General features: G+C 63.4%; 20 protein-coding genes and 1 tRNA gene. 7 read left to right on the top strand and 14 right to left on the bottom strand.

The features are described 5' to 3' along the window. The 5 genes from RIN79_RS15195 to RIN79_RS15215 form a co-directional block, all read right to left on the bottom strand. Nucleotides 1-553, bottom strand: a 553-nt coding sequence (locus RIN79_RS15195) for an electron transfer flavoprotein subunit beta/FixA family protein (RefSeq protein WP_309085519.1), incomplete at its 3' end; no start/stop codon positions are given. Nucleotides 554-766: 213 nt separating this feature from the next. Continuing rightward, nucleotides 767-1480 carry a rhomboid family intramembrane serine protease gene (locus tag RIN79_RS15200; RefSeq protein WP_309085520.1) on the bottom strand — a complete coding sequence of 238 codons (714 nt, stop codon included), beginning with the start codon at nucleotides 1478-1480 and terminating at the stop codon, nucleotides 767-769. 30 nt (nucleotides 1481-1510) lie between these two features. Next, on the bottom strand, nucleotides 1511-2089 hold the full coding sequence (locus tag RIN79_RS15205; protein WP_309085521.1) for a cob(I)yrinic acid a,c-diamide adenosyltransferase: 579 nt from the start codon (nucleotides 2087-2089) through the stop codon (nucleotides 1511-1513). A gap of 21 nt (nucleotides 2090-2110) precedes the next feature. After that, complete coding sequence (locus RIN79_RS15210; RefSeq protein ID WP_309085522.1) at nucleotides 2111-2311, bottom strand: twin transmembrane helix small protein; 201 nt, start codon at nucleotides 2309-2311, stop codon at nucleotides 2111-2113. A gap of 27 nt (nucleotides 2312-2338) precedes the next feature. Beyond that, complete coding sequence (locus tag RIN79_RS15215; protein WP_309085524.1) at nucleotides 2339-3172, bottom strand: SDR family oxidoreductase; 834 nt, start codon at nucleotides 3170-3172, stop codon at nucleotides 2339-2341. An 85-nt stretch (nucleotides 3173-3257) separates the two neighbouring features. On the opposite strand from RIN79_RS15215, the gene RIN79_RS15220 reads away from it, so the two are divergent. Then, on the top strand, nucleotides 3258-4109 hold the full coding sequence (locus RIN79_RS15220) for a YihY/virulence factor BrkB family protein (RefSeq protein ID WP_309085525.1): 852 nt from the start codon (nucleotides 3258-3260) through the stop codon (nucleotides 4107-4109). On the opposite strand, the gene RIN79_RS15225 is transcribed toward RIN79_RS15220, so the two are convergent. Further along, nucleotides 4069-4965, bottom strand: a complete 897-nt coding sequence (locus RIN79_RS15225) for a DMT family transporter (protein WP_309085596.1) — start codon at nucleotides 4963-4965, stop codon at nucleotides 4069-4071. The genes RIN79_RS15220 and RIN79_RS15225 overlap by 41 nt on opposite strands. 88 nt (nucleotides 4966-5053) lie before the next feature. Continuing rightward, entirely contained in the window at nucleotides 5054-5941 is an 888-nt protein-coding gene (gene gluQRS / locus RIN79_RS15230; RefSeq protein ID WP_309085526.1) for a tRNA glutamyl-Q(34) synthetase GluQRS, read from the bottom strand. Between the two features lie 80 nt (nucleotides 5942-6021). Between gluQRS and RIN79_RS15235 the strand changes: the two genes are divergently transcribed. Together RIN79_RS15235 and RIN79_RS15240 are read left to right on the top strand one after the other, a co-directional pair. Further along, nucleotides 6022-6666, top strand: a complete 645-nt coding sequence (locus tag RIN79_RS15235) for a DNA-3-methyladenine glycosylase (RefSeq protein ID WP_309085527.1) — start codon at nucleotides 6022-6024, stop codon at nucleotides 6664-6666. A gap of 128 nt (nucleotides 6667-6794) precedes the next feature. Then, entirely contained in the window at nucleotides 6795-7352 is a 558-nt protein-coding gene (locus RIN79_RS15240) for an HNH endonuclease (protein ID WP_309085528.1), read from the top strand. A 43-nt stretch (nucleotides 7353-7395) separates the two neighbouring features. Here the strand turns inward: RIN79_RS15240 and RIN79_RS15245 are convergent, their stop codons facing one another. After that, nucleotides 7396-7899 (bottom strand): disulfide bond formation protein B, encoded by a 504-nt coding sequence (locus RIN79_RS15245; protein ID WP_309085529.1) that lies wholly within the window; start codon nucleotides 7897-7899, stop codon nucleotides 7396-7398. Between the two features lie 355 nt (nucleotides 7900-8254). Here RIN79_RS15245 and RIN79_RS15250 point away from each other — a divergent pair. Next, nucleotides 8255-8339: transfer RNA gene (locus RIN79_RS15250), tRNA-Leu, on the top strand. Between the two features lie 482 nt (nucleotides 8340-8821). Here RIN79_RS15250 and RIN79_RS15255 read toward each other — a convergent pair. From RIN79_RS15255 to RIN79_RS15275, 5 genes are all read right to left on the bottom strand, one after another. Beyond that, nucleotides 8822-9319, bottom strand: coding sequence for an N-acetyltransferase (locus RIN79_RS15255; protein ID WP_309085530.1), 498 nt, complete (start codon nucleotides 9317-9319; stop codon nucleotides 8822-8824). 36 nt (nucleotides 9320-9355) lie between these two features. After that, a complete protein-coding gene (locus RIN79_RS15260) occupies nucleotides 9356-10090 on the bottom strand; it encodes an SIMPL domain-containing protein (RefSeq protein WP_309085531.1) in 735 nt (244 codons plus the stop codon). 44 nt (nucleotides 10091-10134) lie between these two features. Further along, entirely contained in the window at nucleotides 10135-10629 is a 495-nt protein-coding gene (locus tag RIN79_RS15265; protein WP_309085532.1) for an AAA family ATPase, read from the bottom strand. 69 nt (nucleotides 10630-10698) lie between these two features. After that, entirely contained in the window at nucleotides 10699-11406 is a 708-nt protein-coding gene (locus RIN79_RS15270) for a glyoxalase superfamily protein (RefSeq protein ID WP_309085533.1), read from the bottom strand. A gap of 3 nt (nucleotides 11407-11409) precedes the next feature. Continuing rightward, a complete protein-coding gene (locus RIN79_RS15275; RefSeq protein WP_309085534.1) occupies nucleotides 11410-12915 on the bottom strand; it encodes an amidohydrolase family protein in 1506 nt (501 codons plus the stop codon). A gap of 230 nt (nucleotides 12916-13145) precedes the next feature. On the opposite strand from RIN79_RS15275, the gene RIN79_RS15280 reads away from it, so the two are divergent. The 3 genes from RIN79_RS15280 to RIN79_RS15290 all read left to right on the top strand — a co-directional run bounded on the left by RIN79_RS15280 (nucleotide 13146) and on the right by RIN79_RS15290 (nucleotide 15807). Next, nucleotides 13146-14585, top strand: a complete 1440-nt coding sequence (locus RIN79_RS15280; protein WP_309085535.1) for a pyridoxal-dependent decarboxylase — start codon at nucleotides 13146-13148, stop codon at nucleotides 14583-14585. A 151-nt stretch (nucleotides 14586-14736) separates the two neighbouring features. Beyond that, nucleotides 14737-15078, top strand: a complete 342-nt coding sequence (locus RIN79_RS15285; protein ID WP_309085536.1) for a TfoX/Sxy family protein — start codon at nucleotides 14737-14739, stop codon at nucleotides 15076-15078. Between the two features lie 144 nt (nucleotides 15079-15222). After that, the gene (locus RIN79_RS15290; protein ID WP_309085537.1) at nucleotides 15223-15807 is read left to right on the top strand and encodes a TetR/AcrR family transcriptional regulator; all 585 of its coding nucleotides are present in this window, start codon (nucleotides 15223-15225) and stop codon (nucleotides 15805-15807) included. A gap of 124 nt (nucleotides 15808-15931) precedes the next feature. On the opposite strand, the gene RIN79_RS15295 is transcribed toward RIN79_RS15290, so the two are convergent. Beyond that, complete coding sequence (locus RIN79_RS15295; RefSeq protein WP_309085538.1) at nucleotides 15932-16702, bottom strand: class I SAM-dependent methyltransferase; 771 nt, start codon at nucleotides 16700-16702, stop codon at nucleotides 15932-15934. Nucleotides 16703-16969 lie beyond the last annotated feature (267 nt).

Consider the following 16969-nt stretch of genomic DNA (forward strand, 5'->3'; position numbering starts at 1 on the left):
AGCGCGGCTGGTTCAGCCGCAGGTCGGTGGTCACGATCGCCGGCAGCTTCAGCTCCACCACCTGCAGGCCGCCATCCACCTCGCGCGTCACCCTCGCCTTGCCGTCGCCGAGCTCCAGCTTCGAGGCGAAGGTGCCCTGCGCCCAGCCGAGTAGGGCGGCCAGCATCTGGCCGGTCTGGTTGGCGTCGTCGTCGATCGCCTGCTTGCCCAGGATAATCAGGCCGGGGTCCTCGGCTTCCGCCACCCCCTTCAGGATCTTCGCCACGTCGAGCGGCTCGACCAGCCCGTCGGTCTTGACCAGGATCGCGCGGTCCGCACCCATGGCGAGCGCGGTCCTCAGCGTCTCCTGCGCCTGGGCCGGGCCGATGGAGACGGCCACGATCTCCTCCACCTTGCCGGCCTCCTTCAGGCGGATCGCCTCTTCCACCGCGATCTCGTCGAACGGGTTCATCGCCATCTTCACATTGGCGAGCTCGACGCCGGAGCCATCCGCCTTGACGCGCGGCTTCACATTCGCGTCGATCACCCGCTTGACCGGTACAAGAACCTTCATGCGCTTTCACCTCTTGCTCAAGCTCTGGCCGCGGGAATACTCCCCTGCAACCCGAACCGATTGCCTATTTCCGCCGTTTTCGGGGAAAACGAGACAGGCGGCGCCATGGTGCCAACCGTCGCCCGCAAGCCGCGCGGACCGTAATTAGGCCTGACGCGCACGTCAATACGGCCTGCCGCCCGGGCATTCCTGCAGCTGCGGTTTGGATCGATTTTATTCCAGCTCCACCGCCTGCGGCGTCACGATGCGGCGATCGAACAGCGGCACGCCGCGCCGGCGCAGGAGGATCACGAGCACCGCGCCTGTGACGAAGCCGCCTATATGGGCGGCGAAGGAGATCTGGTTGCCGGGATCGATCAGGAACATCACGAACTGCGACCCGATCCACAGGAGGAGCACTATATAGGCGGGCAGGCGAAGCGGAATGCGGGCGAAGGCCAGCACCCACAGCTTCACGCGCGGATGCAGCATCAGATAGGCGCCGATGACGCCCGCGACGGAGCCGGACGCCCCGATCAGCGGCGCCTGGGAATCGGGCACCATCATGCCGTGGAAGAAGGCGGCCGCGGCGGCGCAGGCGAGATAGAACATGAGATAGCGCAGATGTCCCAGCGCATCCTCGACATTGTCGCCGAAGACCCAGAGGAACAGCATGTTGCCGCCCAGATGCAGGATGTCGCCGTGCAGGAAGGAGTAGGTGACGAAGGTAAGCGGCGCCGGCACCAGCTCCAGCTCCGGCGGCAGGATCGCGATATCGTTCACCACCGACGGGATATAGCCGAGGCCGATGACGGTGGCCTGCGCAAACTCCAACCCGCCGAGCGAGGTCATGGCCCAGACCAGGATGTTCAGACCGATCAGCGTGAGCGTCACATATTGACGCTTGATATGGCGCAGGTGGTTCGCGTCATGAAGCGGTATGAACATGGCCCTGCGCCCCCTCCGCCGCCACCCCGGTCAGCGGTTCTGCCCCGGCACCCATAGCACGTCGCGCGCGCCATTGTCATTGACGGCCCTGGCGGCGACGAACAGGAAATCCGAGAGACGGTTGATGTAGCGGATGGCCTCGTCGCCCACCGCCTCGTCCGGCATCTGCCGCAACTCCACCATCAGCCGCTCCGCGCGGCGCGTGACCGTTCGGGCAAGGTGCAGCGCGGCCGAAGCCGGCGAGCCGCCCGGCAGGACGAAGGAGCGTAGCGGCGCAAGATGCGCGTTGAGCGCATCGATCTCCCGCTCGAGCCGCTCGACCTGCGAGGCGGCGATGCGCAGCGCCTCGCCGCGCTTCTCGCTGCCGGCCGGCGTCGCGAGATCGGCGCCGAGATCGAACAGGTCGTTCTGGATTCGCAGCAGCATCGCATCCATCGTGGGATCGCTCCCGGCGGTGTGCACACGCGCCATGCCGATGCAGGCGCTCGCCTCGTCCACTGTTCCATAGGCGGCCACGCGCAGGTCGCATTTCAGCCGCCGCTCGCCGCTCGCCAGCCCCGTCGTGCCGTCGTCGCCCGTCCGCGTGTAGATCTTGTTGAGCTTCACCATGGGCGTGGCCTTCCCCGAGGATCAGTTGCCCGCCTGGCTATACCACATCGCCAGAACGATCAGCACCACGGCCACGAACTGCAGCGCCACGCGCGCCTGCATCAGCTTGTTCGACGTGTTGCCGGAGCCGCCCCGCATCATGTTGATCAGTCCGCGCACGAGCACGAAGACGACCGCCACCATGACGATCACGGCAAGGATGTTGAAGATGGTCGAAGTCATCGGTTCCGCTTTCCTTGAAAGGACGGATCATTCCCGGTTGGCAATGAGCCGGTAGAAGAGCTGCGCGGGCAGGACGCGTTTCAGGAAGACTCCGATCTTGGCCGGCAGGGTCACGACATAGTGCGGCCGCGGGCGCGGGTGAAGGAGCGCGTGGCGCAGAACCTTATATACCGCATCCGGCCCGAGTTTCAGGCGCGACTTGGTGCCGCCGGCCCTGAGCCGCTCCAGCTGGCCCCGATAGGCCTGCCGGTGGGGCGAGTTCTCCACGTCGATATTGCGCTCAAACCAGGGAAGCCCGTTCGAAGCGATTTTCGAGGCGATCGGCCCCGGCTCGATCAGCGAAACTTGGATGCCGGAGCCTGAAAGCTCCGCGCGCATGCAGAGCATCAGCCCTTCGACCGCGTGTTTGGAGGCGGCATACGCCCCGCGGTATCTTATCGGCAGCAGGCCGAGGATCGACGAGCAGCAGACGATGCGGCCATGACCCTGCCTGCGCATGATGGGCACGATGCGGCGCGTCAGATCGTGCCAGCCGAAGAAATTCGCCTCGAACTGCTCGCGCAGCGCTGCTACCGGAAGGTCCTCGACGGCGCCGGCCTGGGCATAGGCGCCGTTGTTGAACAGCGCGTCTAGCCTGCCGCCGGTCCGGGCCATGACATCGTCCACCAGCGCGGCGATGGAGTCCGGTTCGCGATAGTCGAGATAAAAGGCCGCGATCCCGTCCTGTTCGAGCGCGGCGAGGTCTTCCGCCCTGCGCGCAGTGGCGAAAACGCGCCAGCCATCGCGCTGCAACGCCCGGGCACAGTATGCGCCGATGCCGGACGATGCGCCGGTGATAAGGATGGTGCCGTTCTTTCCCATGCGGAACCGATTCGCTATGGCTTCTTGTCGATCCACGAAGCGGTTTCACATATTCGGGCTACCCAACACAATCGAAGAGGTCTGCGTGCGAAGGTTTGTGGCGCTGCGGAGGATCGTCAGGGACGCTTTCGGCCATTTCAACGCCGATGACGGCTGGGCCATGGCGAGCCATCTTGCGGTCAGCGCCATCATGGCACTCTTCCCCTTCCTCATTTTCGCGGCGGCGCTGGCCAGCTTCCTCGGCGCCGACGCCTTCTCCGAGACGGCGGTGCACCTCGTCTTCGATACATGGCCGAAAGAGGTGGCGGAGCCGATCGCCAAGGAAGTGGCGAGCGTCCTCGGGGTGCGGCGCGGCGATGTGCTCACCTTCGGTGTGGTGCTCGCCGCCTTCTTTGCATCGAACGGGGTCGAAGCTCTGAGGCTGTCCCTCAACCGCGCCTATCGCGTCGAGGAGAACCGCTCCTTCTTCTTCCTGCGCCTGCAGAGCCTGGGTTTCGTGCTCATCGCGACGCTCGGCTTCATGGCCATCAGCGTGCTCCTGGTCATCGCACCGGTGGCCGCCAACATCGCCCTTTCGCGTATGGAATGGCTGGAGCCCTATATGGGCACAATCACGCTGTGGCGGTATATCATCGCCGTCGTGGTGCTGGTTTTCGCGCTCGTAGTCGTACATATCTCGCTGCCGGCGGGGCGGCGCACGCTTGTCGACGTGCTGCCCGGCATCGCCTTCACCCTGCTTGGCTGGATCGCCGGATCGAGCCTCTTTGCCGCCTATCTCGGACGCTTCAGCAGCTATACGACCACTTATGCGGGCCTTGCCTCGATCATGATCGCGGTCGTCTTCCTCTACATTATCTCGGTGATCTTCATCCTCGGCGGCGAGCTCAACGCCGCCATCATCCGCTACCGGGAGGCACGGCGGGCCGTGGCCGGCTGACGGTCGCGAGCGCGACGCCGAGCGTGGTTACCGCCATGCCGCCGATCTGCACCAGCGTGAGCGTCTCCCCGAAGAGCGCCCAGGCCATCACCGCCGTCACCGCGGGCACGAGATAGAAGAGGGAGGCCACGCGCGCGACGGCGCCCTTCCGGATGAGCAGTATCAGCAGGAACACGGCGCCCAGCGAGAGCACGAGCACCAGCCATATCATGGCGAAGACGAGTTCGCCGGTGAGCACAAATTGCTGCCGCTCGAAGAGGAGCGAGACGGGAAAGGCGACGAGCCAGCCGCCGAGATACTGGTAGAGCGTGCCGCTGATGAGATCGGCATTTCCCACGAAGCGCTTCTGCCAGACAGTGCCGGCGCTCATGGCGATCACCGCCGCAAGGCCGGCGCCGATGGTGGCAAGCGTCACGCCGCCCGTGACGGCGCCAAGCTTGGGCGAAAGCACGATGGCGACGCCGGCGAGCCCTACGAAAAGCCCGGTCCACACGCGCGAATCCACCCTTTCGCCGGCAAAGGCGCCGGCCATCAGGGCGGTCAGCAGCGGCTGCAGGCCGATGATCAGCCCGGCGAGCCCGGCCGGCAGGCCGTTGCGGATGGCCCAGAACACGCCGCCCAGATAGATGCCGTGCATCAGCACGCCCGCCACGCCCGAGTGGAAGGCGATGCGCGGGGGCAGGCTGCGCGCTCCCACGACCGGTATGAGAAGGAGCAGGAGGCCGACGCTCAACGCGAAGCGCACCCACAGGAAGGTGAAAGGTTCGGCCCAGGGCATGGCGTAGCGCGCGCCGATGAAGCCTGTCGACCACAGGACGACGAAAAGCGCCGGGGCGGCCTTGGCAAGGTCGGGCATGGCGATCCGGGAATTGCGTTCAGTTTCGGGCGCGAGCATGTGCATCGCCCGCCCGTGCAAGAAAAGCGAAAGTTTTGCAAGCTGCGCTTCAGCGGGACAGGTCCAGTCCCACCATCCTGGCAATATCCCCGGGCGTGGCGCCGGCCGCGCGCAGCGCGTCGATCCCCGTGTCGCCGCGGCTCTTCGACAGTTTCCTGCCGTCCTCGCCCAGGATCAGCGCGTGATGATGATAGCGCGGTACCGGCAGCCCCAGCAGCTCCTGCAGCAGGCGGTGCACGGCGGTCGCATGGAACAGGTCGCGGCCGCGCACCACATGGGTGATGCCCTGCAGCGCATCGTCCACCACCACGGCCAGATGATAGCTCGTCGGCACTTCCTTGCGCGCGAGCACCACGTCCCCCCAGGCATCGGGCCGGGCGGCGATGCGGCCCGTCTCGCCCTTGGGCCCGCCGCCGGTTTCCTCCCAGAAGAAGGGCGCCGCCACGTGGGCGAGCGCCGCCTCCATGTCGAGCCGCCAGGCAAAAGGCTCGCCCTTCTCCATGCGCCGCCGGCGCTCGCTGTTCGGGCGCTCCTTGTCGACGGGCGGAAAGAGCGGCGCGCCGTCGGGATCGCGCGGCCAGGGCGTCCCCTGCGCCTCGGCATCGGCGATATAGGCGCGCATCTCGCCGCGGCTCATGAAAGAGGGATAGACGATGTCCGCGTCGACCAGCCGCTCGAGCGCCTGGGCGTAATCGTCGAAATGGTCGGACTGGCGGCGCACCGGCTCTTCCCATTCAAGGCCAAGCCACTCAAGATCGCGGAAGATCTGCGCTTCCCGCTCCGGCGTGCAGCGGATGATGTCGATATCCTCGATGCGCAGGAGAAAGCGCCCGCCGGCGGCGCGGGCCATCGAATGGTTCAGCAGAGCCGAGTAGGCGTGGCCGAGATGCAGCGCCCCGTTTGAGCTCGGCGCGAAGCGGAAGACAGGAACTGTCATGAGCCTCGCAGGAAACGGATTGTGGCGGCCATGGCCGCATTGCTAGGCTCGGGGAAAGGAAAGCGCAAGGATCACCGCCCATGCAGCGGATCGAAACGGAGGTCGACATCGCGCGCGGGCTGGACGCGCTGGTTCTGATCGACCGCAGGCTGGCCCCCGTGCGCGCGGCCGCCGGCCAGGTGCCGCTGCGGCGCAGTCCGGCAGGCTTCCACAGCCTTGCCTCGGTCATTGTCTCGCAGCAGGTCTCGCGGGCAAGCGCCGACGCCATTTTCGGGCGGCTCTGCCGGCTCGTGGATCCGCTCACGCCCGCCGGCTTTCTCGCCGGCGGGGAGCGCATCATGGTGGAGGCCGGCCTCTCCCGCGCCAAGCAGAAGACGCTGACGGCGCTTTCCGCCATGCTCCAGGCGGGCGAGCTCGACCTCGCCCTGCTCGGCGCGCTTCCTGCGGGGGAGGCGATCGCGTCGCTGACGGCAGTGCCCGGCATCGGCCCCTGGACGGCCGAAGTCTATCTCCTGGTCGCCGCCGGCCATGCCGACATCTTCCCCGCCGGGGATGTTGCGCTGCAGACGGCGGTCGCCCGCGCGTTCGGCCTCCAGCCCCGTCCCGAGGCGAAACAGCTCGCGCTCCTGGCCGAATCATGGAGCCCGTGGCGTTCCGTCGCAGCGCGGCTTTTCTGGTCCTATTACCGGGAAATCCGCGGTGCGGAGGCGGCGCCGGCCGCGTGAGCCGCTGAAAACCCAAGAAAATTCTGCGTATCGCTCCATTGGAACCCAGAATACCGGCTTCACATTCCTGTCATCGCCAGATTAGACTATCCGCGCCGATCGATCTGCCCAACAGGAGCTTAGAGGACGTGACGATCGCCTTCTCGCCGGACGGCATGCCCGCGCTGGTGCTCAACGCGGACTACCGTCCGCTCAACTACTATCCCCTGTCGCTGTGGTCGTGGCAGGATGCCATCAAGGCCGTCTTCCTCGATCGGGTCAATATCGTCGCGGAATATGAGCACGCGGTCTCCTCGCCCTCCTTCACCATGCGGCTGCCCAGCGTCGTCAGCCTGAAGACCTATGTGAAGCCGTCGCGCTTTCCCGCCTTCACGCGGTTCAACGTCTTCCTGCGCGACCGCTTCCAGTGCCAGTATTGCGGGGCGCGGGAGGAGCTCACCTTCGACCACGTCACCCCGCGCCGGCACGGCGGCGTCACCTCGTGGGAGAATGTCGTCGCCGCCTGCTCGCCCTGCAATCTGAGGAAGGGCGGCCTCATGCCCGAGCAGGCGAAGATGTGGCCGCAGCAGAAACCCTACCGGCCGACGGTCCATGATCTGCACAATAATGGGCGGCTTTTCCCGCCCAATTATTTGCATGAAAGCTGGATGGACTATCTCTACTGGGACGTCGAGCTGGAGCCGTAGAACGGCCGGGTTCCCATCATCCGGCTCTCGCCTTGCGCGACCGTCAACGCTTCAGCGCCGCCCGCAAAGCCACCGCCGCCAGGATAGCGCTCGCCACCACGTTCCAGCCGGCAAAGGAAAGGCCGAGGAAGCGTCCTGCCGCCTTGTCGCAGGAGGGCGGGACCACCTCGTTCAGCTGGTCGAGCAGGCTGCCCGAGCCGGTCGGCGCCGCCACCACGCCGCAGTCGGTCGGCCCCTGCCAGAAACCCCACTCCACCCCGGAATGGTAGACGCCGAGATAAAGCCCCCAGAGCATGAGCAGGCCGCCGGCCAGCAGCAGGACGCGCGTGACGACCGCCGGCGCTTTGAGCGCCGAGCTGGCGAGCGCCAGCAGCATCACCGGCACGCCGACATAGTAGGGCACGCGCTGCTCGAGGCAGAGCTTGCAGGGGATGAACCCGCCGATATGCTGGAAGCCGAGCGCGGTGCCGACCACCGCGGCCATGGCGACGGCGAGGAAGCCGGCCGTCAGTGTCTGGAGCCTGCCCGTCGGGGCCGTAAGCGTCATGGAACCGCCTTTGCGCGTGGTAGCGAGGCGTCGCTGCGAAGCGTCGCCTGAGCGGCTATCTAGCGGCAGCTTGAAGGCGGCGCAACGGCGCAGCCTGCGGAGAGTTGACGCGGCCGCGCTTCCCCGTATAGTCCGCGCCTGTCCGCCCTCGCGGCGCGGGCCCCTGTGGCGGAATTGGTAGACGCGACCGACTCAAAAAGAGGTTTGTCTACCATATCCACAAGTTTTGCGACGGGCCGAAAGTGTAGTAGGTTGAGTGGGTTAGAGAGATAGGAGTCTACGCCGCCAGAAGCCAAAAATCGCGCTAGGTGCAGTATAGGTGCAGAGAGCGACGGCTAGAATCGGCGGCAAATGTGCGGGTGTGGTGGAATTGGTAGACGCGCTGGATTCAAAATCCAGTTCCGAAAGGAGTGCCGGTTCGACCCCGGCCACCCGCACCACCTTCTAAGCAAGCCAGCGCGCTTCGGCGAAAAGCAGACTGTTCAGCTTCGCTGAAGGTGTAACGCATAGCTCACGCGCTTCTTGAGCTGGTAATGGAGATGCATTAGACCCTGGCTGATTGATCCTCGTGTGAGTCCGCCATGTGGCTGCGCTAGCCTTCAGAAACAGGAGGTCGGTTATGATCGCCACTGCGCCGGCCACCCAGCTATTCACTCATCCCACGAGATCGTATCGGCGAGAGGAACGTCGACGCCGAGCGATGCTTGCGGCACTTCACGCATCTCCACGGGAGCTCAATACTGCGTTGTCTGTGCTCAGTACACGGAGACGGCTTGGGAAAGGAGCATCCATACTGCCGACAGTAAGTGTCTTAGATGAGAGGCAACCTCTGAACGAGTGATTGGCGAGAAGGCTCAACCTGCGTGGAAAATCGATAGCGCGATTGCCTCATCGCGATGCGGTGGGCTCCGTGAATCGCACGCTAACGCGTGTCGAATGCGAGATGGTATGCAACCGTTCCGGCCGGCGTCTCGCCTTCGAAGGTGAGCTGCATGAAGAACTCCGGCGGAACGCCGTCGAGCCGCAGGTGGGCGTCATGTTCGAATCCGAAGCGGCGATAGTAGGCAGGATCACCGAGGACGACACAGCCCCTTGCGCCGTCGGCCTTCAGCGTCTCCAGTCCCTTTCGGATGAGCGCATCGCCAATCCCCTGCTTCTGCCGATCGGGGAGTACCGACACGGGCCCAAGCCCGGCCCATCCATGGTCTTCCCCATTCACCGTGATTGGCGAGACGGCGACATGACCCACGAGCTCGTCATCCACAAGCGCGACGAGGGATATGCTCAACGCCCCGGCGTCGCGCAGAGCGTCGATGATGGCGCTCTCGGTTCCGCTACTATGCTCCGCCGATTGGAAGGCGGCGGTGGTAACGGCCCGAATACCGTCGACATCACCTGGCAGCTCCGACCGTATTTCCAATGCTTTCTCCTCAACTCGGCAGGAATGAAGAACGGGCTATTTCAGGAGGAAGCGAACGGTCACGGTCGTCAGCAAATCCTGCTCACCCGGTATTACGCCAGTTCGGGCCGCCTCCATATCAGCCATATAGTTCGCGCGCCCGGCGACGAGGGGGATAGGGCCGGGCACAGGGCCGGCTTCGCTGATGGAGAGGATGCGCTCGACCCGCATTCCAAGGGCGCGGGCATAAAGCTCGGCGCGAACGCGTGCCTTGGCCAATGCGTCGGTGCGCGCCTCGTCGAGTGCGGCGTCCGGCTGCGCAAGCATGAAGTTGGGGCCGTCGATCTGGTTGGCCCCCGCACGTACCAGTGAATCGAGAATCAGGCCGGCCCGTTCGATATCCCGGAATTTCACCGTCAACATGTTCGATGCCTGGTAGCCGATGATGGTCGGAGGCGAATTCTCTGCGTGGCGATATTGTGGACTGAGCGATATGCTCGCGGACTGGATATCGCGGTCCTCGAGGCCGCTCGACTTGAGCGCTGCCACCAGTCGCTTCGCGCGCTCCGCATTCTGCGCGATTGCTTCCGCAGCGGTCGCGGCTTGGGTGACGACGCCCGTGTTGATTACGACCAGGTCCGGCCGGCGTGTAGCCTTACCCTCGACGGCAAGATCCAGCATTGTGCCCTCCGCCGGCACGAGCAATCGCGTCGTCTCCTGCGCCGTTGCCACGGCGGGGGAGAGGACGATAGCCAAACCCAGGATGTAACGAATAGCGATCCGCAGGCGCATGTTTCTCAACTCCTTACTCATGAACACAGGGCGACGTACGGTCTTTAATCCCGTACGAGTGCGGCGATTTCCTCTACCGTCTCTGACAGGGGTCCGGTGGTCGCGATCTCGACGTCCGCGACTTCCCTGAGCAAGGGTTCGACCGTCGAAATTAGAGCCACCACGTTTTCTCGCTCCTCCTTGTCCCGGCCGTAAGCACCCGGTCCACGCTGAGCGAGCCGGTCAAGGATCGTTGGAAGCGGGGCGGAGAGGAGGACGATCCTGTCGATCCAGGGGAACAAGCGCTCCATGTTCTCGGCGCAGCCGCTCACGAAAAGCGGTTGCTCGCGAGGCGCCGACAGAAGCTCGCGCACCCGGTGCTCGCGCCAGACCCAGTCTTTGCCTTTGGTCGGCGTCAAGGTGTCCGATGGATCGCAATCGATCCAGTGCGACCACTCCGGTGTATCGAGGTCGACGGCGTCGAAGCCTCTGGCGTGGAGTTCCGTGATGACGGTCGACTTTCCTGTCGCCGACATGCCTGTGATCAATACACGTCTCATCGGCTACTTCTTTGGTTCGTGGCAAAGTTGGCTCGAGGTCCGGCAGAGCGGACCCCGAGCTCGTGTGGCTCACCGGGATGCGGTGAAATTCAGGTTAGACGGACGATCGAGGTGCCCCGGCTCGGCCGTCGGTTGCGTGTCCTCGGCGGCGACCTCGAACGCGAAACCTCTTGCGCGAACGCTCCCGAAGCCGTGCAGCAGGACGCCGAAATGGATGGAGGCCGCAAATGCCGGAACGTCGGAAACGATTCGGCGTTCGCACCAATCCGTGGTGCCGTGCAACGCTCCGCGTTCACCGTGATCGAGCATGTTGTCGAACATGAGAACACCGCCGGAAGCGTCATCGACGCGAATCCAGATCGAAGCGGCCGTGGCGTCGACGGTCCGCAGGTCCGCACGCACTGCAATCCGAGCGTCCTTGTACGGCTCGGCGCGAATGCTCTGCATGAGCGTCGCGAAGTCTTCCTCGCCCGGCGCTGCTGCCTTCGCAGGATCCAGGCGGCACTCGATCAGCGCGACGCCAGGTTCGTCAGGATCGAGGCCGATCCGATAATGACGGCCCTGGCTTTGGTCCAGTCCGATCCAGTCAGCCGGCAGTAGCAGGCTTTCGCCGCTCGTGGCGTTGCCAATCTTGGCGGCGAGCACATTCCAGTTGGCGTATCCGAATTGGCGCGCCACGATCTCCAGGCATTCGCCGTGAGATACTTCGACATTCTTCTCCGCCAGCGTCTGGCGAAGGGTCTTCGCCATGGTTTTCGCATCAAGAAACGAGTGCATCGTTCATCCTCTTGCGGGCGATCGCATCGAAATCAGTGCTCGCGTTGCTGACGGATCGCCCAGGCAAGGGTCGATGTGGACGTCACGTGCATTCACCGTCCCAATTAGGTGCGAGCGGCCGGCTGCACGAGCCGAGTCAAGAGGACGGGCCGGCGCGGAGGCCTGACCATAAATGCCCTTCACCGAGGCGAGGAGTTGGGCGAGCGACGCGGCATCGTACCAGCGGCCTCCCGCGAGCACGCCTAGTGGCGTTTCCAGCGTTCGAAGGTCTTCGAGAGGATTGGACGCGGTCAGGAGCAAGTCAGCCCGAGCGCCCGTCGAGATCGTTCCGAAAGGTACGCCGCCCGGCTTGGTGGCCGCGATGAAGCCGCCGGCATTACGTGTGGCGGTGGCGAGGGCATCGAAGGGGGTGAGGCCGGCGCGCGTGAGATAGCGGAGATGATCGTGAAGCGCGAAGCCGGGAGCCAGACCGGGAATATCTGGGGCATCGGTACCGGAGAGGAGCGGAACACCGGCGGCGCTCATTGCCCGCACGAAAGCGTGCAGGAACTCGAGGCGGCGAGAAAGGCTACCATGACGCTTGGCATAGTTAGCGAGTGGCCAGGCGGCCCGTACGCTGGGAGCGACATAGCCCGCCGAGGGGCTTTCCAAAAATCTTTGGACCGCCTCCGGCTGACCCCATTGCTCAGCGATCCGCGCGTAGGTGAGCAGATCGGCAACGACGAACGCGCCGTGGCGTACAATGAGCTCGACCGCGCCATCTATTGCACTGGGTTCGGGCGCCGCGAGCGGATCGTTCTCCGGCGGCTGTGGGAAGTAGGTGTAGAAGAACTCTTCAGCGTGAGCGACCATGCGTTGGCCAGCGGCAAGTTGGCGGGCCAGGCCGACCTTGGCGACCCCGTGGCCAACGAGGGGAAGGCCGGCTATGGGGGCCTCGCGCGCGAGCGTGTGAAAGACTTCGGGCGCGAGATTGTTGTAAACCTTGAGGAAGTCGTAGCGATTGGTGCTCGCTAGGCGCAGCGCCGCGCGTACATCCTCAGCGGTCTTCAGGATGAGGTGGCCGTATTCCGATGTGCCGTCGACCGCGAGGGCGGCAAACGCCCGAGGGCCGGGAGTGTCACCCCGCTCGATCGCGAGGCGCAATCTCCCGACGTAGCTGTTGCGCGCCTCGCCCATGTTCAGGGTCGTGGTGATTCCCTTTGCGAGCATGACCGCCATGTCGTGGCGGGTATCGCAGTGGTTGTGCATGTCGGCGAGACCAGGCGACACCCACAGCCTCCCGTGTCCGTCGATCGACTGCGCCTCGGCAGGCGGTACGATGCCGCGACCTAAGGCAGCCACAACTCCGTCGCGGATCAGCACGGTTTGCCCGCGCAGAACATGTGGCCCGTCCATCGGCACCACATTCACGTTGACGAAAGCGACCGGCCTCGGGAGGGCCGCGCTGACTTTCGTGGGGAGACCGGCTGCGGCCACGGAAGCGATGAAGGAGCGCCGGCTCAGCTTCATGAGTCGGACCGGGAATATTGTTCAATGGACCGAAGTGTCACGTTCTACTCCAGAACACGCGGCATAGGATTCATCACCATACTCTATATCATCTACGAGCTTGTTTCAAACCGTCGTGTCGGTTATAAAAGGGGGCGTTAAGAAGTGTCGGCCCTTTCCGCCCGTCAGGAAACGGGTGGCGGCATTCGGGGCTAGGGCGCAGCTTGAACAGCGAAGAAGCAGGACGCCAGATGATAGACCGTACCACTGCAGCCCTTTCCCGCGCTTTCGCGCACGCTAACGCACACCTGAATGGTCTCGATACAGCCCCGGTTTGCGCGACTGCCGACCTCATGACGTTGCGCCAGCGGCTCGGGAGGCCCTTCGAAGAAAAAGGGATCGATCCTGAGCAGGTAATCGACGAACTCGTTTCTGATGTTTCCGGGGGAATCTTAGGTTCTGCCGGAGGTCGTTTCTTTGGGTGGGTGATCGGTGGCGCGCTACCCTCTGCTCTGGCTGCCGATTGGCTCGCCTCCGCCTACGATCAGAACGCCGCGTTGTATGCCTGCGGACCTGCGGCAGCGGTGGTGGAGGAGGTTGCGGGCGCGTGGACCAGAGAGCTACTCGGCCTACCCACAAAAGCGAGTTTTGCCCTCACCACTGGTTGCCAGATGGCTCATTTCACCTGTCTCGCCGCCGCGCGACACGCGCTCCTGAAAGAACAAGGCTGGGACGTTGAAGAACGGGGCTTGGTCGGAGCGCCTCAGATCACAGTGCTCACCGGCGAAGCGGCGCATGGGTCGATCGATCGAGCTATACGACTGTTGGGATTGGGTAGCCGTTCCCTTGTGGTGCTGGCGACAGACGAGCACGACCGCCTGTCGACTGACGCGCTCGTAAGTCACCTGGAGAGCCGTAAGGGCGAACCACAGGTCGTCGTGCTGCAGGCAGGTGACATTAACACGGGCGCCTTCGATGATTTTGGCGAACTCATCCCGCTTGCCAAGAAAATCGGATCGTGGGTGCACGTCGATGGCGCCTTCGGACTTTGGTCGGCCGCCTCACCAGTCAAAAGGCACTTAGTAAAAGATGTTCATCTCGCCGACTCCTGGGCGACCGACGGTCACAAGTGGCTAAACTTGCCTTACGATTGCGGGATCGCTTTTGTGGCGGATCCGGAAGGGCACCGAGGGGCCGTTTCCCACCGCGCGAGTTACCTCACCCACGATGAGGACGCTCGTGACCAGATCGACTGGAATCCGGATTGGTCGCGCCGCGCTCGCGGCTTCGCGCTCTATGCGGCGCTTCGTGAACTCGGCCGCTCCGGCGTTGCAGAGCTTATAGATCGCACGTGCCGGCACGCCAAAGCACTGGTGGACGGCATGAGCGTAGTTCCTGGAGTTGAAGTTCTGTCATGGCCTACACTCAATCAGGGGCTAGTGCGGTTTCCCGACCTCCGTGCCGGAGCGAGCGAGTTGGATCACGACCGCCACACCGACGCGGTTATCGCCCGCGTCGTCGCCACAGGTGAGGCGTTCTTTGGGGGAACAACGTGGCGTGGTAGACGGGCAATGCGTATCAGCGTGTGCAACTGGCGCACGAACGAAAGCGACGTGCGTCGCGCAGTCGAGGCAGTCAAGGCGGTGGTTTGTAAACCTCGGATCGAAAACCACTTCGATCCTGTTATCTAGTGGTGCCCCCGCACAACAAGTAGCTTCCAGACGGACTAGGGGGCGCTCCCGACGATCTGCTGATGAAGACTAGCAGAGAAACGCCGCTTCCAAACGCCCCAAGCTTCCTTGGAGCAAGGAATTCCAACCAAGAAGGACCAGAGCGTTTGCGATGGCGAGAGATCCCGGTCTCGAGCAATTGATCAGAGAGGACCTGACAAAAGTGTCGGGCCTTTCAGAAAAGTCGCTGTTTGGCGGCTGGGCGTGGCTGCTGGATGGCAAAATGTTTTGCGCCGCGCGCGATGACGGGATGCTGGCGAGGGTTGGCGACGAGAACTCACGGCGCGCGCTTCTATTACCAGGAATCATTCCTATGATCTCTCGCGGCAAGCGAATGCCTGGCTGGGTTAGATTGAAGCCGCAAGCGTATGGTGATGACGCGCTCCGGAGGAGAATGCTGGAAGACGCGGCAGCTTTTACCCGCTCGTTGGGCAGTTGCCAGGCACTCCCGTGAGTGCTCGACCGTCGTCCGTCTTCCGCCGCTCGCCGTGGCGACCGTGAAAGGATGTATATAACCGCCTTATCGGTTATACAGGTGCAAGGGCCACCTGTGGCCAAACATTGACCCAGAGCCGTTCTATTTCTCGGCTGTTTCAGGATGGATTTCAGCGTGCCGAGGCCCAAACTCCACAGCGACGATCAAATATTGCAAGCTGCCCAGACAGTGCTTCTGAATAAAGGGCCTGCAGAGTTCACATTGTCAGATGTTGCCAATGCGGTGGGCATTTCCCGTGCCGCCTTGATCCAGCGCTTCAAAGATAAGGCTAATCTCCACCATCGCGTGATGGAGCAGATGACACAGGAGGTCCGTGACTACTTCGCGACGGCACCGACGGAACGTGGCTTGGCGCCGCTGTGGGAGATGCTCAAGGACCTAATTGCAGGGATGGGTCCCGGCCGCGGATCGGAGGTTCACCTGCTGCTCCTTTGGGGAGATTGCACAAACCCGCAGCTGAGAGCCTTAGCCGGTGAGCGCAACGAGTTGGTGCGGGCGGCGATCGAATTTCGGCTGCCTGCGGAACCGCACGATCCGAGGCCGACCTCCGCCTTGATTCAAGCTGTTATTCAGGGCGCCTTTATGCAGTGGATGGTAGCCAGAGAGGGGGAATTAGCCGCGTTCATGGCCGTTAGGACGCGCCAAATTCTGACAACTCTCTATCCCGGCCATCCCTTCGCGGATTAGCGGCGAAGCCTACGTAAACTGCGTCGGCGCCTCTGGCTCTACTGTCACGCAAGAACATCTCGATCGGTTCGTGATTTCCACTCCAAGCAACAAGCAACTGCCGTTCGGGCTCCCTTGATGCGGGCTAGCCGCAACTGGATACCGAGCTTTCGAAGCTCAGGTTTCTTTGAAGAACGTAAAACACGTAGCCATAGCTTCCCTGCGACGTCCTAAAGACCTCAATCTCGCGCGAAACTTGCTGTGCAAGATGACGGACAGCATCATCTTCATGGTCCTGGAGTGCCCGCGCGCGAGGTTCAAGGACATCGTAGTATCGATCGATCCAAGCCTCTTGGGGGAGTGTATGAGTGTCGAGTACGGTATAACCCAATTCCCGGGCCGTAGTCACATTTTCAGGCGCGGCCCGCATATCAGGATAGCAGGACCGGAAGAACTCGGAGGCGGCGCGGGAGGGGTTGTCCTGCAACCACGCGAGCTCACTAACCACGGCGATGCCGCCAATCCGAAGCGCTGAGGCCCAGTTCTTAAGGGCATTCGCAAAGCCGATATTATAAGCAGCCCCCTCCGACCATAGAAGATCGATCTCGGAAAACCGCTCGGGAATAGCGCCAATGTCCATGCGGTGCGCGTGGATGAGCGACCTGACACCCGCTTGTTGAGCAAGCCGGTCCAGCTCATCAAGAAACGGCTGATGTGAATCGATGGCATGAATTGGAGTGCGGAGCTCCCTCGCCAAAACGATCGTTTGCCGCCCCGCTCCGCATCCTGCGTCTACCACGAGGTCAAACCGATTATCGGGGAGATGCTGCAGCACGCGTAGCGTTTCCGCATCACTGCCCGGACCTAGCTTCTCCATCCCTCCGAAAAGCAGGTCAATCGCACCGCTGCTTGTCATTGTTCCTCCTGCCTGTGCACGCGAACACTCTGCCGGGGCGAGCGCCTATTCCAGGCCGGTCTGGTCACACCTGCCAGGTCTCACAAAGCGAACCGCGGTGGCAATCCGTGTGCCTTGTATATAACCGTCGCGTCGTTTATATACAAGGCAGCAAGTGATTGGTGTTCCTTTAGAGCAAGCGTATGTCCTCCATTACTGAACAACTTTGCCTTCCAGGGGAGGCGGCTAAGCCCGATCGCAGCGGCGCTGCGAAGCTAGCGCTTGGCT

It is taken from the genome of Chelativorans sp., from assembly GCF_031180965.1.
Lineage (GTDB): Bacteria > Pseudomonadota > Alphaproteobacteria > Rhizobiales > Rhizobiaceae > Chelativorans.

Bases quoted from the DNA above. Each gene is read 5' to 3' on its own strand.
- RIN79_RS15200 (WP_309085520.1), bottom strand. From the start codon at position 1,480: ATGTTCATACCGCTTCATGACGCGAACCACCTGCGCCATATCAAGCGT.
- RIN79_RS15205 (WP_309085521.1), bottom strand. From the start codon at position 2,089: ATGGTGAAGCTCAACAAGATCTACACGCGGACGGGCGACGACGGCACG.
- RIN79_RS15210 (WP_309085522.1), bottom strand. From the start codon at position 2,311: ATGACTTCGACCATCTTCAACATCCTTGCCGTGATCGTCATGGTGGCG.
- RIN79_RS15215 (WP_309085524.1), bottom strand. From the start codon at position 3,172: ATGGGAAAGAACGGCACCATCCTTATCACCGGCGCATCGTCCGGCATC.
- RIN79_RS15225 (WP_309085596.1), bottom strand. From the start codon at position 4,965: ATGCCCGACCTTGCCAAGGCCGCCCCGGCGCTTTTCGTCGTCCTGTGG.
- gluQRS (WP_309085526.1), bottom strand. From the start codon at position 5,941: ATGACAGTTCCTGTCTTCCGCTTCGCGCCGAGCTCAAACGGGGCGCTG.
- RIN79_RS15235 (WP_309085527.1), top strand. From the start codon at position 6,022: ATGCAGCGGATCGAAACGGAGGTCGACATCGCGCGCGGGCTGGACGCG.
- RIN79_RS15245 (WP_309085529.1), bottom strand. From the start codon at position 7,899: ATGACGCTTACGGCCCCGACGGGCAGGCTCCAGACACTGACGGCCGGC.
- RIN79_RS15260 (WP_309085531.1), bottom strand. From the start codon at position 10,090: ATGCGCCTGCGGATCGCTATTCGTTACATCCTGGGTTTGGCTATCGTC.
- RIN79_RS15265 (WP_309085532.1), bottom strand. From the start codon at position 10,629: ATGAGACGTGTATTGATCACAGGCATGTCGGCGACAGGAAAGTCGACC.
- RIN79_RS15270 (WP_309085533.1), bottom strand. From the start codon at position 11,406: ATGCACTCGTTTCTTGATGCGAAAACCATGGCGAAGACCCTTCGCCAG.
- RIN79_RS15275 (WP_309085534.1), bottom strand. From the start codon at position 12,915: ATGAAGCTGAGCCGGCGCTCCTTCATCGCTTCCGTGGCCGCAGCCGGT.
- RIN79_RS15280 (WP_309085535.1), top strand. From the start codon at position 13,146: ATGATAGACCGTACCACTGCAGCCCTTTCCCGCGCTTTCGCGCACGCT.
- RIN79_RS15285 (WP_309085536.1), top strand. From the start codon at position 14,737: ATGGCGAGAGATCCCGGTCTCGAGCAATTGATCAGAGAGGACCTGACA.
- RIN79_RS15290 (WP_309085537.1), top strand. From the start codon at position 15,223: ATGGATTTCAGCGTGCCGAGGCCCAAACTCCACAGCGACGATCAAATA.
- RIN79_RS15295 (WP_309085538.1), bottom strand. From the start codon at position 16,702: ATGACAAGCAGCGGTGCGATTGACCTGCTTTTCGGAGGGATGGAGAAG.